Source organism: Aliivibrio sp. 1S175, assembly GCF_001690985.1.
In the GTDB taxonomy this organism is placed as follows: Bacteria; Pseudomonadota; Gammaproteobacteria; order Enterobacterales; family Vibrionaceae; genus Aliivibrio.
In genome coordinates this window covers 319212-334476 of sequence record NZ_MAJS01000079.1, presented here as the reverse complement: position 1 = coordinate 334476, position 15265 = coordinate 319212, and the positions used below count along the sequence as shown (strand labels likewise).

Genomic DNA, 15265 nt, shown 5'->3' with positions numbered 1-15265 from the left:
TTTCTTTAATTTAAAAGCTAAAAATAGCTGCTGCAACATTGAGCAGCTATCCGTAAATCCTATTACTTTTCGAATTCACCGCGAGCATTTTGGCCTGCTGCTTTAACAAAACCTTCAAATAATGGATGACCATCACGAGGTGTTGATGTGAATTCTGGGTGGAATTGAGCAGCCACAAACCACGGGTGGTTAGGAAGTTCAATGATTTCCACAAGCTTCTTATCAGCTGATAGACCAGAAATTTTAAGACCGGCTTTTTCAAGCTGAGGAAGTAAATTGTTATTTACTTCATAACGGTGACGATGACGCTCTTCAACAGTAGCGTTACCGTAAAGCTCACGAGCTTTAGAGCCTTTTGCAAGGTGACATAGCTGAGAACCAAGACGCATTGTGCCGCCTAAATCTGATGTCTCAGTACGCTCTTCTACTTTACCATCGCCATCAATCCACTCAGTGATTAGACCAACAACAGGGAATTTCGTGTCTTTAGAGAATTCAGAAGAGTGAGCCCCTTCCATATTAGCAACGTTACGCGCATATTCAATAAGCGCAACTTGCATACCCAGACAGATCCCTAAATATGGTACTTCATTTTCACGAGCGTATTGAGCAGCAAGGATCTTACCTTCAATACCACGGTCACCAAAACCACCAGGAACTAGAATTGCATCTAGACCTTCTAGGATTTCAGTACCTTTAGACTCAACATCTTGCGAGTCTATATATTTAATAGTGACGCTCAAACGGTTTTTCAAGCCCGCATGTTTTAATGCTTCGTTTACTGACTTGTAAGCATCTGGTAATTCAATGTACTTACCAACCATACCGATAGTAACTTCACCAGTCGGGTTAGCTTCTTCATAGATTACTTGTTCCCACTCTGAAAGATCAGCTTCAGGTGCTGTAATACCAAAGCGTTGACATACTAATTCATCAGTACCTTGCGCTCGGATCAATTGTGGGATTTTGTAGATTGAATCTACGTCTTTCATTGAGATAACTGCTTTTTCTTGTACATTACAGAAAAGAGCAATTTTCTTACGTTCGTTTGCTGGAATAACACGATCAGAACGACAAACTAAGATATCTGGTTGGATACCAATAGACAATAGCTCTTTTACTGAGTGTTGAGTCGGCTTAGTTTTAAGCTCGCCTGCAGCGCCTAAGTAAGGTACAAGAGTTAGGTGCATAAACATTGTATGTTCACGGCCTATCTCAACAGCAAGTTGACGAATCGCTTCCATGAATGGCAGAGATTCGATATCACCGACTGTACCACCAACTTCAACGAGTGCGATATCATGGCCTTCAGCGCCAGAGATAACACGTTCTTTAATCGCATTCGTAATATGAGGGATAACTTGGATTGTTGCACCTAAGTAATCACCACGACGCTCTTTACGTAGAACGTCTGCGTATACTCGACCGGCTGTAAAGTTATTACGTTTAGTCATTTTGGTGCGGATGAAGCGCTCGTAGTGACCTAAATCTAGATCAGTTTCTGCGCCGTCTTCCGTGACGAATACTTCACCGTGTTGAGTTGGGCTCATTGTGCCCGGATCAACGTTGATGTATGGGTCAAGCTTCATCATAGTGACTTTTAAGCCACGAGCTTCAAGAATAGCTGCTAATGATGCTGCTGCAATACCTTTACCTAGTGAGGATACAACCCCGCCAGTTACAAAAATGTAATTCGTCGTCATACGTTACCTGAAATTGGTGTAATGAGGAATAAAATGGATATTATCTGGACGGGAAATGAATATACCAGAACCGCTTTATGGCCACAACGTGAAAAGTATCACAGTTAATTGATTTATTTTTTGCTCCAAATCAATTCCGCTCACTTCGCTTCACATTTTCCCACTCAAAGTCTAGTTCATTTAAATCACATTGTTGTATTTTTTTATTCTTTTTGGCGACGTTCGCTTCAATTTGGCGAAAACGACGCTCAAATTTATCATTTGCTTTACACAATGCTTGCTCAGGATTTTTTCCTAAATGACGAGAAAAATTTACAGTAGCAAAAAGTAAATCGCCCAATTCTTCTTCAAGCTTCTTTTCATCCCTTGGTATTTTGAATGCTTCTTCAAGTACCTCAGCAACCTCTTCATTGACCTTATCGGCGACAGGTTGTAGCTGATCCCAATCAAAACCGACCTTTGCACATTGTTTTTGGATTTTATTGGCTCTCAATAAGCCAGGTAATGCCGCAGGAATTGAATCTAAAATACTTTTTTGAGAAGGGACATTATCTTCTAATAATTCTTTATCTAGACGCTCTTTTTGCTTCACTTTATCCCAATTGGCCGTAATTTCTTCTTCTGATAAAAAAGTTTCATCTCCAAAAACATGAGGATGACGACGAACCAATTTTTCATTTAAGGTATCGACGACATCACTAAAATCAAATAATTGCTCTTCTTTAGCCATTTGAGCATAGAAGATAACTTGGAATAGTAAATCCCCTAATTCTTCCTTTAAATTGATCCAGTCCTTCTTATGAATAGCGTCCACCACTTCATACGTCTCTTCTATGGTGTGTGGAATAATAGAATCAAAGGTTTGCTTTCGATCCCACGGACAACCAGATTCTTTGTCACGTAGTTGCGTCATAATTGAGAGCAATTGTTCAATATTATTTGAGCTTGTCATAGGTTTACCTTTGATTAAAAACAAAAAAAGCGATAACCATTATAGTCATCGCTTTTTCAAAATTCATATACCTTATGTTAAGGCTGCTTATCTTTTCACTTCACAAAGCTTAGCCTAATAAGCTCATTGCCATATTTGGCGCTTGTTTCGCTTGAGCAAAAATTGAAGAGCTTGATTGGCTTAAAATTTGATTTTTCGTTAAGTTCGTTGTCTCTTTTGCAAAATCAGTGTCTTTAATCTGACTGTTTGAATCAGTAATATTTTCATTGATGTTCGTTAGGTTTTTAATTGCACTTTCGAAACGATTTTGGAAAGCACCTAAATCAGCACGATTGCTATCAACGAATTCCAGAGCAGCATCAATCACGTCAATTGAACGCTGAGCGCCACCAACGGTTGTCAAATCCATAGAAGCAACAGTATCATCTGATTCTCCACCCATTTTCAATTCGTTTGCTAGAGAGCCATTGAATTCTAATGGTGAAGAGATGGTTTCGCCTGACATGAATACTTGAAGCACACCGTCTTCAGTAACAGAAGCACTTAACTCATTTGTTTGACCATTAATGTAAGTCGCTAACTCTTCGATATCATCACCCGCTTTTGCTGTAATGTTGATCTTTTGTTCGTTACCTATTTTATCGTTATAAGTCACATTGAATTGTGTATTTTCTTTGTCTACAGTCCAATTAATGTCGCGGCCTTCTTCTGAAAAGTAAGATTTACCACCCATTGTTGATTCATCAGCACGCATGCTGTTTAGCGTCATTGCCACTGCTTCACCTGAATCAGCACCAATTTGGAAAGATTTTGTGCCAAACTCACCGTTAATTAAACGAGTACCACCAAAAGAAGTTGTTTCAGCAATACGGTTCAGCTCATCAGTCAGTGAACTCGCTTCTTCTTGCATTGCTTGGCGATCCGCGTCGGTATTTGAGCCATTTGACGATTGTAGCGATAAGTCACGTAAACGTTGAAGTACGTTGGTCGTTTCTTTCATTGCGCCTTCAGCTGTTTGTGCAATTGACATACCATCATTAGCATTGCGAACAGCAACGTCCAAACCACGAGTTTGTGCTGTCATACGATTTGAAATTTGCAGACCAGAAGCATCATCAGCAGCGCTGTTGATTTTTGAACCTGAAGACAATTTCTCCATTGAATCAGTTTGAGCTGCCGTTGCATTATTCATATAACGCTGTGCTGTCATTGCTGAAATGTTTGTATTTACTGAAATTGCCATGATGTTTACTCCGGTCGGCTTCACTTATTGTTATAGGATAAGAAGCCTATAATTCATCGTTGATACCTTTATTTACGGCCTGAGAGTTTATAACTTGAGATTTTTTTCCAATAAAAAAGCCAAATGCTATAAATAACATTCGGCTTTAAAATATAATCATTATTTATCAATGATTTATGCAAACACTCTATCTCAGCTATTTGATTATGATAATCGCATCGCTTCTATAACGTCTTTAACTTGCTCTACTCTTGTTATTAATCGACCAAGAATATCGGCATTAAATACTTCTAAATCAAAATCCATTATAGTCAGTTGTTTCTTATAATCATTTCGACTTTTCATACCTGACACTTTTACTTTTTCATTAGCAAACAAGCTTGTAAGATCTTTTAATAAACCCGTTCGATCCATTGCTGTTATACGTAATGTTAAAATATAAGAGCCAACAAAGCCATTTCCCCACACCGTATCAATAATACGTTCTGCCGCATGATGGCGCAGTTCATTTAACTGGTCGCAATCACTACGGTGAACCGAAATACCCCGCCCCTGAGTGATATAACCCGATATTGGGTCTCCTGGGATTGGCTGGCAACAACGTGCAAGGTGGGTCATTAAATTATCCACCCCTTCAACCACAACGGCGTCGTTACGCTTTTTATTTTGTGCTTGCGCATGAGCTTGAGCTTTAGCTTCTAACTCTTGCAGTTGTTCTAATACTTTTTGATCTTCTTGCTCTGCCGTTGGTTTATTAACAAGAGCATTGATGTGATTAATGACTTGGTTAATACGTAGATCACCACTACCAACACCAGCAAATAATTCATCTGTTGAATTCACATTAAAACGCTTCAATGCATATTGCTCAGCGTCTTTTAATGTTGCTCCAATTTTTGCTAATTCAACCTCTAAAATGTCCTTACCTGCATCAAGGTTTTTTTCACGACTTTGCTTTCTAAACCATGCATTAATTTTAGCTCGAGCACGTCCTGAGTTAACAAAACCTAACGTAGGATTCAACCAATCTCGTGATGGGTTTGGTTCTTTTTGAGTAATAATTTCAACTTGATCACCCATAGTGAGTTGATGCGTAAATGGAACGATTCGCCCCCCTACTTTTGCACCAATACAACGATGACCAACTTCTGAGTGAATATGATACGCAAAATCTAATGGTGTTGCGCCCATTGGCAAATCGACCACATCACCACGAGGTGTAAAGGCATAGACTCTGTCATCAAATACTTGGCTTCGCAGCTCATCAAGCATTTCGCCGGAATCTGACATCTCTTCTTGCCAATCAAGCAACTTGCGTAACCATGTTATTTTTTCATCATAACCACTACGACTGCTGTTTGATGAGCCTTCTTTGTATTTCCAGTGTGCAGCGACCCCAAGCTCTGAGTCTTCATGCATATCCTTGGTGCGGATCTGGATCTCAATCGTTTTGCCTTCAGGGCCCAATACAACGGTATGAATCGATTGGTAACCATTCGGCTTCGGATTCGCTACGTAATCATCAAACTCACTTGGTAAGTGTTTAAATCGAGTATGCACAACCCCAAGAGCTGCATAGCAATCTTGCAACTTATCCGCAATAATACGGACGGCACGAACATCAAATAACTCATCAAACGCCAAACTTTTTTTCTGCATCTTACGCCAGATGCTATAGATATGCTTAGGACGCCCACTGACTTCTGCATTGATGTTGTACTCATGCATTTCATCACTCAATCCAGTAACAAAATCCTCGATATACTGCTCACGAACGATACGACGTTCAGACAATTGCTTGGCAATTTTTTTATAAGTATCTGGATGTTGATAACGGAAAGAGTAATCTTCTATCTCCCATTTCAACTGCCCAATACCTAAACGGTTCGCCAATGGTGCGTATAAGTTATTACACTCTTTAGCTGCTGCTCGACGGATTTCATCTGATTCATTTTTCACTTCACGTAAATTACAAATACGCTCCGCTAATTTTATGATCACACAACGAAAATCATCCACCATCGCAAGCAACATTCGACGAATATTATCCACTTGAGAAGACGCGGATTCCGCATCAACAGAGGCATTTAGTTGACCAATGGCGTCCATCTCTTCAACGCCATCAATCAATTTTTCGATTTCTTTATTGTAATTCTCTGCGAGCGTTTCTCGGTCTAATACACCCGATGAAACCAGAGGGAATAACAAGGCAGCAATAAGCGTTGGCTTATCCATACTTAAGGTGATCAGAATTTCGATCATCTCTCGTCCGCGCCACAAAAGAAGTGCTCCGTCTTCATTAGAAGCCACTAATTCTTGGCATTGCTGATACACCTCAGTCATTTTTTTTGAGGTGTTTTTATCTTGTCCGAGGCTAGTAATCCATTCACCCAACTCGAACTCTTCATTTTCCTTAAGATGTGCTCCGCGAACTGCGACCATGTCCGTTTCCTATAATCCAATTTTATAATGATTCTTTTTGGCTGCGTTTGACTTAATTTTCGATAGCGATAAATTATCGCTCAAACAGCGCCATTGATTCTAAATGTCCTGTATGAGGGAACATATCAAGCATACCTAACCGAGTAAGCTTGTAACCGTGTTGAATAAGTAATTGGCTATCGCGTGCAAGTGTTGCAGGGTTGCACGATACATAAACCACGGCTTGAGGTTTCAATTTTGCCACAGTTTGCATCACACCTGCAGCCCCTGCTCTCGCTGGATCGAGTAAAATCTTTGTAAATTTTGTACTCGCCCACATTTGCTTACTAATAGTTTCTTCTAAATTCGCTTGATAAAACGTCACATTATCTAATTGGTTTCTTTTTGCATTTGATGTGGCTCGTTGAACCATCCCATCAACGCCTTCGATACCAACGACTTTCTGTACTTTTTGAGCCAATGGCAAACTGAAGTTACCTAATCCACAAAATAGATCGAGTACGATATCATCAGCCTGAGGGGCTAACCAATTCAATGCTTGATTTACCATTCGGTCATTAATTGACGCATTAACTTGAATGAAGTCTTTAGGCGTAAAATAAATTTTGGCCCCTTCAATCACATAATACGGTTCTTCTCCGCGTACGTGATTCAACACATCCGATTCAGGCATAAGGTAGAGAATAATATCTCGTTCTTCACAATACGTAAGTAATGCTGCGCGATCGTTAACATTAAATGCGGCGATATGTCGGATCAATAATACACTGCCATTGTCAGCCTGAACTAACTCAACATGACCTAAATTCTTTTTGCCTTTCAACTGATTAAGCAGGGTATATAGCGATTCTAAATGCTGATCAAGCTCTTTTACTAAAACAGGACAATGGCGAACATTAACAATGGCTTTGCTTTGCTTTTTTCGAAAGCCAAAATCAAGTTGATTCGTTTGTTTGTTGATCATTAAACTGATACGAGCTCGGCGACGATACCCTTGTTCATTACCCACAATAGGAGCAACCATCTCACAACATTCAACGCCTTGCTTTTGCATCAACTCTTGTAGTTTGATATTTTTAGCGGAAACTTGTTCGCTATGTTGTAGGTGCTGTAAATTACAGCCTCCACATTCGTGATAATGCTTACAAATCGGTTCTTGTCGCTCGCTGCTTTTTTCTGTCAATTTAATTAACATACCACGAGAATATTGTTTCTTCTGTTCAGTTAATTGAATGATCGCTTTCTCTCCAGGCAAAGTCCCTTCGATAAACACTGGTTTCTTATCGATAAAGGCAATACCTGCGCCATTATGATCCAACCGAACCACATCAACAGATTGATGCTTCGTGTTTATTGAGGTGTTCTTTTTTGCTTTGAAGAATTGGGCCATGATTATTGCCTGATTTACTGAAATTAACGCCATTATACCGAAACCACATTAAGATGTAGCGCTGATTAATGATTCATTTACGTTTCAACTTACGATTTCAGCACAGAATAATTGAGCTTACCCTCTAACTTGATTAAGCTACGCGCTCAAGGAAGTTAATCAGAACGAATAAATATGACAAAATACGGTTTACGCGCACGAGTCATCACCCTCACATTAGCCCCAACATTAATTATCGGTTTGCTCCTCAGTGGGTTCTTTACCATGAATCGATATAATGATTTGGAAGCTCAGCTTATTTCTAGCGGTACAAGTATCATTGAACCATTAGCGATTTCGAGTGAATATGGAATGACAGGAAAAAACCGAGAAGCAGTAAGACGCTTGATCAGTTATGCACATCGAAAACATTCTAAAATTGTTCGAAGTATTGCCGTATTTGATGAACACCACGAGCTTTTCGTGACATCTAATTTTCATCCTAACTTTGAAAGCTTAACCTTTCCTAAAGATAAACCTATACCTCTTCTGCTTAATATCTCTTTTCAAGATGAATCATTAATACTGAGAACGCCTATACTTCCGGAAGGTCAGTTTACATCCAACTTTGATTCATCTCATATGAATGAACCCTTGGGCTATATCGCTATTGAACTGGATTTATCTAGTTTACGCTTGCAGCAATACCAAGAGATATTCTCGGCGTTAATCGTTTTAATTCTAGGGCTTACCTTATCTGGTGTTTTTGCATATCGCTTAATGCAAGATGTAACCCAACCAATTTCACACATGGTAAGTGTGGTTGACCGCATACGTCGTGGTCATTTAAATGTACGTATTGAAAATAAATTACATGGTGAATTAGATACCCTTAAAAATGGCATCAACGCCATGGCGATCTCTTTATCTGAATACCACGTAGAGATGCAGCAAAGTATCGACCAAGCGACGTCTGATTTACGAGAAACCTTAGAGCAATTAGAAATCCAAAACGTTGAGTTAGACATAGCGAAGAAACGAGCACAAGAAGCCGCTCGTGTTAAATCTGAATTCTTAGCGAATATGTCTCACGAATTAAGAACGCCGTTAAATGGTGTGATTGGATTTACACGCCAAATGCTCAAAACATCACTTTCTGCCCACCAACAAGATTATTTACAAACTATTGAGCGCTCTGCAAATAACTTACTCACGATCATTAACGATATTCTTGATTTTTCAAAACTAGAAGCGGGTAAGTTACTTCTTGAAAATTTACCATTTAATGTTCAAGACAGCCTTGATGAAGTAGTTAGCCTTCTTGCACCAAGTGCTCATGAGAAAGGGTTAGAAATTACGTTAAAAATTGATCAACGTGTTCCATCAGGGTTAATTGGGGATCCATTACGTATCCAGCAAGTACTTAATAACCTAGTTGGTAATTCCATTAAGTTTACAGAGAAGGGCAATATTGATATTTCGATCGAGCTAAAACACTTACATGATGACAGTGTTGATCTTCAATTTGTGGTCAGAGATACCGGCATTGGTATATCAGAACGACAACAAGCACAACTATTCCAAGCATTTAGCCAAGCCGATGCTAGTATTTCTAGACGTTATGGTGGTACAGGCTTAGGTCTTGTCATTACTCAAAAACTGGTTGCTCAAATGGGGGGAGAGATCGGTTTAACGAGTCGTCTGCACCAAGGTTCTACATTCTGGTTTACGATGAAGATGAAACAAACCGAATTACCAATGATTGATGAACGAGATGTTCAACAATTAGATAAGAAAAAACTGTTATTGATAGAGCCTAATATACAATCAGCCTCTATTTTACAACAACAATTTATTCATCATGGGGTTTTTGTTACTTATCGTTCAACATTACCAGAGATAATTGAGCCTCATGATTTTGCTCTAATAAGCCTAAGTTCAAATGCAAAACCGAGTGCTGAATCATTAAAAATAATCTCGGATAAATTAGCACCTTACTGCACAACGATAGTCATTGGTTTACCAAGTACCGAGCTTGCGTTAACAGAGAAGCTAAATCAGCTACCTCACATTACCTGTCTATCTAAGCCATTCGCTAAGAAGAAATTGTTAGATGCATTATTAATTGAAAAACAATCAGAGCATACGCTTATCTTGCCTGATTTAATGGCCTCTCACGATGTTCCACAACGTTTACCTATTAAAGTAATGGCTGTTGATGATAATCCAGCAAACCTAAAACTGATCTCCGCACTGCTACATGAACAAGTTGAAACCGTTGTGACCTGTAAAAACGGTATTGATGCAGTACAACAAGCCACCGAGCAAAAATTTGATATCATTTTAATGGATATCCAAATGCCAAAAATGGATGGCGTGATGGCCTGTAAAGAGATCCGAAAAACAGCCTTAAACGCCAAAACACCAGTAGTAGCGGTAACCGCTCATGCAATGGAAGGCGAGCGAGAAAGATTGATTAGCGAAGGTATGGACGATTACCTAACAAAACCAATCGAAGAGCATGTTCTTCAGCAGGTTATTATTCATTGGAGCCCTCTTACTGATAATAGCGATGTCGAGAAAATAACAATTCTCCCTGATGTTATTCCTGAAGCATCAATGGAAGAAGTTCAAGATAACATTGCTGGAAGTATCGATTGGACTATCGCCTTAAAACAATCCGCAGGAAAAGAAGATCTTGCAAAAGAAATGCTACATATGCTGATTGAATTCATACCTGAAGTAAATGGATGGATAGAGAAGGCGATCGAAGGCAGCTTATCAACTGAAGAGTTATGTCACTATATTCATAAACTGCATGGCAGCAGTTCTTATTGTGGCGTTCCAAGATTAAAGCAACTATGTAATTTGATTGAAACGTCACTACGACAAGAACAATTAATTAAAGATATTGAACCTGAATTATTCGAACTTCAGGATGAGATGGGGAAAGTAACAAAGGATGCAGCTCAATGGCTGAGGTAAACTCAGCTCAAGATTCAAAAATAACCGTCGCAACGGCATAATGACGTTCATCAGAAATAGTAAGGTGAATGTGAGCAACGTTATTTCGTAAAGAAAGCTCTAGCGCCTTACCAGAAAGCGTTAATAATGGCTTACCATTCTCATCATTAGAGACGGTAAAATCATGAAAAGTGACGCCATGAGCGATGCCTGTACCTAACGCTTTAGACGCCGCTTCTTTCGCTGCAAAACGTTTCGCTAAAAAACGTCCTTTCTGCTTTAAAGCTTGATATTGTTCAAGTTCAAGTTGACTTAAGATGCGCTCAGCGAACGCATCTCCTGAACGAGAAAGGGCTTTTTCTACCCTTTCTATTTCAGCAATATCAGTCCCAAGACCGACAATAGCCACTACTTACGAGCACCTAGCATAATTCGGTGCATATCAGCGACCGCTTTCTCTAATCCATCAAACACTGCTCTTCCCATAATCGAGTGACCAATATTTAATTCATAGATTTCAGGTAATGCTGCGACAGCTTCAACGTTATGATACGTCAAACCATGACCCGCATTAACAATCAGTCCTTTACTTGCCGCATAAGTTGCACCTGCCGCAATTTTTTTCAATTCAATTTGTTCGGCTTCTTCTGTTTCTGCATCAGCATACGCACCAGTATGAAGCTCAATAAAAGGTGCACCACACTCAACAGCTGCATCAATTTGGGCGTTATCTGCATCAATAAACAAGGATACTTTAATGCCTGCTTTTGATAGTGTTTGAGTTGCCGCTTTCACTTTTTCAAGTTGACCAACGACATTCAAACCACCTTCAGTGGTTAACTCTTCACGCTTTTCTGGCACAAGACAAACAAATTCTGGTTGTGTTTCTAATGCAATACTGACCATTTCATCCGTCACTGCCATTTCTAAATTCATTCTAGTTTGCAGTGTTTCACGTAAAATTCGCACATCACGGTCTTTTATATGACGACGATCTTCACGTAGATGAATCGTAATACCCGCAGCACCGGCACGTTCTGCAATTTCAGCAGCGTGCACTGGATCTGGGTATTTAGTCCCTCTTGCATTACGAAGAGTGGCTACGTGATCGATATTGACGCCAAGTAAAATTGAACTCATTTTAGAATACTCCTTGTTCTTGGAAGAAACAGTTCCCTACTTTTTAGGGGCTTACCGCCAAGATACGGCTTTAAGGCTATTCGTGTAAAGCGTTTTGCCGCTTTTAATTGCTCAGGAGTAATAAATCGACGTTCACTGATAGCAATTAATTCATTCCCTTTAAAACTCATTAATGGGTCATGTCGAATGGATGCCATAAAGCCTTTTTGCTCACGGTAACGATACGTCATTTCAGGAGACACCATTTCACCACTGCCTGCACAATGTAAAAAATCGACGCCATAGCCTAGTGAAGACAATAATGCTAATTCAAAACGACGCAAAGCCGGTTCTGGATTGTTAGTTTGAGCCAATTCCGTTAAGGCGGTGAGATAGTCGAGAAAGAGGGCTGGATATGGGGTTTCTTGCTCAATAACACGTACAACGAGTTCGTTAATATACATGGCTGAGTATAAATTTATCCCAGTAAGAGGGATGGCCAAACTGATACTTTCAGCCTGACGCAGTGTTCGCATGGAGCCCTTTCCTGACCATTTCATCAGTAACGGGGTAAACGCTTGCAATACACCTTTTAGATTTGAACGCTTACTTCGCGCACCTTTAGAAATAATAGATAAACGACCATATTCTTCGCTAAACACATCTAAAATTAGACTGCTTTCACTGTACGGTCTTCGGTGCAGGACAAAACAACGCTGTAAGCCTTCTTCCACGTTTGTTACCTATAAAAAAGGATGCACTATGCGCTTCGCTAACTATAAACGCTTCGCTTCTAGATACTATAAAAGATGTATTTCGTTATAATAAAAAATCCCAAACAACTTAAATTAATGTGATTAAGTTATTCGGGATCTTGTTCTAGATCTTATCGTTTCTAGTTTCTAGAAATTATAAATCGTCGATGTAACCAAGAGAACGAAGTGCTCGTTCATCATCAGCCCAACCAGATTTAACTTTAACCCAAAGCTCTAAATACACTTTACGGTCAAATAAGCCTTCCATATCGATACGAGCTTCACGACCAATGACTTTGATCTTTTCACCGTTCTTACCAACAACCATTTTCTTTTGACCTAAACGCTCAACAAGAATTAGGCCATTAATATGAAAACCATCCATTTTAGGATTGTAATCAAAACGCTCGATCTCAACAGTTACTGAGTATGGCAGTTCTTCACCCGTAAAACGCATTAGCTTTTCACGAATAATCTCTGATGCCATAAAGCGTTGTGAACGGTCAGTTACGTATTCTTCTGGGAAATGATGAACCGCTTTTGGTAAATGATCACGAACTAGCTTTTGAACAACATCAACATTAGAGCCTGATTTCGCTGAAATTGGCACCACGTCAACAAAGTCCATTTTTTCAGTCATCGTTTGAAGATGAGCCATAACGTCATTTTTATCTTTAACGTTATCTACTTTGTTTACCAATAGAACAGTAGGGAACTCTGCTTTTCTCAGCTTATTCAATACCATTTCATCGTCTGGTGTCCAGTGAGTACCATCTACCAAGAATAAAACCAAGTTAACATCACTTAATGATGAGCTTGCAGCACGGTTCATTAAGCGGTTAATCGCACGCTTTTCTTCAATATGAAGACCTGGCGTATCAATATAAATCGCTTGATAATCCCCTTCCGTATCAACACCCATAATACGGTGACGAGTCGTTTGAGGTTTACGAGAAGTAATCGAAATCTTCTGTCCCAAAATTTGGTTTAGAAGTGTTGATTTACCTACGTTTGGACGACCAACGATAGCAATAAAGCCACAGTGTTGGTTGTCGCTAGATTCTGTTTTAGCTTCTGATGAGAAGTACGCATCTAGATCGAATTCTTTGTCATCTGACATTAGTTTACTTGTCCTAATGCTATGTCAGCAGCCGACTGTTCTGCCTTGCGGCGACTGCTTCCTTTGCCGATAACAGGCTTATCCAAGCCTGCTACGATACATTCAATAGTGAACTCTTGATTATGAGCTTCACCTTTAATTTTTGTCACTGTGTACGTTGGTAACGGCTTACGACGACCTTGTAGGTATTCTTGAAGACGTGTTTTTGGATCTTTTTGAGAGATACCTGGTTCAATCGAATCTAAGCGTGTTTTGTACCATGCTAAAATAATTCGACGAATGACTTCGGTATCACTATCAAGATAAATACCACCAATGATCGCTTCAACCGCATCCGCTAAAATTGAATCTCGACGGAAACCACCGCTTTTCAATTCACCAGGGCCTAAAAATAGGTAATCCCCTAACTCAAATTCACGACCTAACTCAGCAAGAGTGTGACCACGAACTAGCGTTGCACGCATACGACTCATATCACCTTCATCCACTTTAGGGAAACGGTGATACAGCTCATCAGCAACCACGAAACTCAAAATTGAATCGCCTAGGAATTCTAAACGCTCATTATGAGTTCCGTTAGCACTACGGTGAGTCAGTGCTAACTTAAGAAAGCTTTCATCATTAAATTTATAGCCTATTTTACGTTCTAGGCGCTGTAATGGAGATGTCATATTATTTCAATCAGTCTATGCTACCGATGCGGTTAAAACGTACACCAGTAGGAATAAAGGAAGGCAGCACACTATCGCTACCACGTTCAAATTCAAAGCTGATCCAGATCCCGACCGCTTTACCCACTAGATTCGCTTCTGGGACAAAGCCCCAATAACGGCTGTCAGCACTGTTGTCACGATTATCGCCCATTACAAAATAGTTACCTTCAGGTACGACCCACTCGTTATACCCTGGTCGTGGTTGGTACATAGATACTCGATCAGAACGCATTGGGTTAACCAAAATATCATGCGTTGTATCACTTGCTAACTGCTCGGTATATTGAACTAAGTTAGTGCGATCTTGCATGAATTCACTGTCTTTCATGTTCGTTAACGGGATGATATTACACTTGCTCTCACCTTTTGGTTTCACACAAATTTGCTTAGCAGCGCTGTAAATAACAGTATCACCAGGTTTACCCACTACACGTTTAATATAGTCGATATTTGGTTGCGGTGGATATTTAAAAACAACAACATCACCACGTTCTGGTTTACCCACATCTACAAGTTGTGTGCGCCAAACAGGATCTTTAATTCCATAAGAGAATTTTTCGACCAAGATAAAATCACCGACTAAAAGCGTCGGCATCATCGAACCGGATGGGATCTGGAACGGCTCATAAATAAATGAGCGCAACACTAAAACAAGGCCAATCACTGGAAAAATAGAAACGGATTGCTCTATCCATGCAGGTTGAGGCGCAACTTTTGCAAGTGTTGCTTCATCAACTTGTCCATTCGCTTGCTCACTTGCTGCTGCAATTTTTTGTTTGCGCTTAGGTGCCAAGACAAATTTATCAATAGCCCAAATAACGCCAGTAAATAGAGTTACAAGAACTAATATCAGTGAAAAAGTGTTAGCCATTTCATTCCCTTAAG

Annotated in this window: 12 protein-coding genes; 1 reads left to right on the top strand and 11 read right to left on the bottom strand. The window is 39.8% G+C overall.

The window, feature by feature from the left end; all coding sequences use genetic code 11:
* Positions 1-62: 62 nt before the first annotated feature.
* From A6E06_RS16735 to rlmD, 5 genes are all read right to left on the bottom strand, one after another.
* Complete coding sequence (locus A6E06_RS16735) at positions 63-1703, bottom strand: CTP synthase (RefSeq protein ID WP_065593980.1); 1641 nt, start codon at positions 1701-1703, stop codon at positions 63-65.
* Positions 1704-1833: 130 nt separating this feature from the next.
* On the bottom strand, positions 1834-2655 hold the full coding sequence (gene mazG, locus A6E06_RS16730; protein ID WP_065593981.1) for a nucleoside triphosphate pyrophosphohydrolase: 822 nt from the start codon (positions 2653-2655) through the stop codon (positions 1834-1836).
* A 109-nt stretch (positions 2656-2764) separates the two neighbouring features.
* On the bottom strand, positions 2765-3898 hold the full coding sequence (locus A6E06_RS16725; RefSeq protein WP_065593982.1) for a flagellin: 1134 nt from the start codon (positions 3896-3898) through the stop codon (positions 2765-2767).
* A gap of 204 nt (positions 3899-4102) precedes the next feature.
* Positions 4103-6340: a GTP diphosphokinase gene (relA, locus tag A6E06_RS16720; RefSeq protein ID WP_065593983.1), complete on the bottom strand. Its 2238-nt coding sequence runs from the start codon at positions 6338-6340 to the stop codon at positions 4103-4105.
* Between the two features lie 73 nt (positions 6341-6413).
* A complete protein-coding gene (gene rlmD / locus A6E06_RS16715; protein WP_065593984.1) occupies positions 6414-7730 on the bottom strand; it encodes a 23S rRNA (uracil(1939)-C(5))-methyltransferase RlmD in 1317 nt (438 codons plus the stop codon).
* Positions 7731-7904: 174 nt separating this feature from the next.
* On the opposite strand from rlmD, the gene barA reads away from it, so the two are divergent.
* On the top strand, positions 7905-10694 hold the full coding sequence (gene barA, locus A6E06_RS16710) for a two-component sensor histidine kinase BarA (RefSeq protein WP_065593985.1): 2790 nt from the start codon (positions 7905-7907) through the stop codon (positions 10692-10694).
* A gap of 7 nt (positions 10695-10701) precedes the next feature.
* On the opposite strand, the gene acpS is transcribed toward barA, so the two are convergent.
* From acpS to lepB, 6 genes are all read right to left on the bottom strand, one after another.
* Positions 10702-11082 (bottom strand): holo-ACP synthase, encoded by a 381-nt coding sequence (acpS, locus tag A6E06_RS16705; RefSeq protein WP_065593986.1) that lies wholly within the window; start codon positions 11080-11082, stop codon positions 10702-10704.
* Positions 11082-11813, bottom strand: a complete 732-nt coding sequence (gene pdxJ, locus A6E06_RS16700; protein ID WP_065593987.1) for a pyridoxine 5'-phosphate synthase — start codon at positions 11811-11813, stop codon at positions 11082-11084. Before pdxJ ends, acpS begins: the two co-directional genes overlap by 1 nt.
* Complete coding sequence (recO, locus tag A6E06_RS16695; protein WP_065593988.1) at positions 11810-12526, bottom strand: DNA repair protein RecO; 717 nt, start codon at positions 12524-12526, stop codon at positions 11810-11812. Before recO ends, pdxJ begins: the two co-directional genes overlap by 4 nt.
* Before the next feature lie 175 nt (positions 12527-12701).
* Complete coding sequence (gene era / locus A6E06_RS16690) at positions 12702-13667, bottom strand: GTPase Era (protein WP_065593989.1); 966 nt, start codon at positions 13665-13667, stop codon at positions 12702-12704.
* The gene (gene rnc / locus A6E06_RS16685; protein ID WP_065593990.1) at positions 13667-14338 is read right to left on the bottom strand and encodes a ribonuclease III; all 672 of its coding nucleotides are present in this window, start codon (positions 14336-14338) and stop codon (positions 13667-13669) included. Before rnc ends, era begins: the two co-directional genes overlap by 1 nt.
* 10 nt (positions 14339-14348) lie before the next feature.
* Positions 14349-15251, bottom strand: coding sequence for a signal peptidase I (lepB, locus tag A6E06_RS16680; RefSeq protein ID WP_065593991.1), 903 nt, complete (start codon positions 15249-15251; stop codon positions 14349-14351).
* Between the last annotated feature and the right edge of the window lie 14 nt (positions 15252-15265).

Coding starts and splice junctions, on each gene's coding strand:
- A6E06_RS16735 (WP_065593980.1), bottom strand. CDS start 1,703: ATGACGACGAATTACATTTTTGTAACTGGCGGGGTTGTATCCTCACTA.
- mazG (WP_065593981.1), bottom strand. CDS start 2,655: ATGACAAGCTCAAATAATATTGAACAATTGCTCTCAATTATGACGCAA.
- A6E06_RS16725 (WP_065593982.1), bottom strand. CDS start 3,898: ATGGCAATTTCAGTAAATACAAACATTTCAGCAATGACAGCACAGCGT.
- relA (WP_065593983.1), bottom strand. CDS start 6,340: ATGGTCGCAGTTCGCGGAGCACATCTTAAGGAAAATGAAGAGTTCGAG.
- rlmD (WP_065593984.1), bottom strand. CDS start 7,730: ATGGCCCAATTCTTCAAAGCAAAAAAGAACACCTCAATAAACACGAAG.
- barA (WP_065593985.1), top strand. CDS start 7,905: ATGACAAAATACGGTTTACGCGCACGAGTCATCACCCTCACATTAGCC.
- pdxJ (WP_065593987.1), bottom strand. CDS start 11,813: ATGAGTTCAATTTTACTTGGCGTCAATATCGATCACGTAGCCACTCTT.
- era (WP_065593989.1), bottom strand. CDS start 13,667: ATGTCAGATGACAAAGAATTCGATCTAGATGCGTACTTCTCATCAGAA.
- rnc (WP_065593990.1), bottom strand. CDS start 14,338: ATGACATCTCCATTACAGCGCCTAGAACGTAAAATAGGCTATAAATTT.
- lepB (WP_065593991.1), bottom strand. CDS start 15,251: ATGGCTAACACTTTTTCACTGATATTAGTTCTTGTAACTCTATTTACT.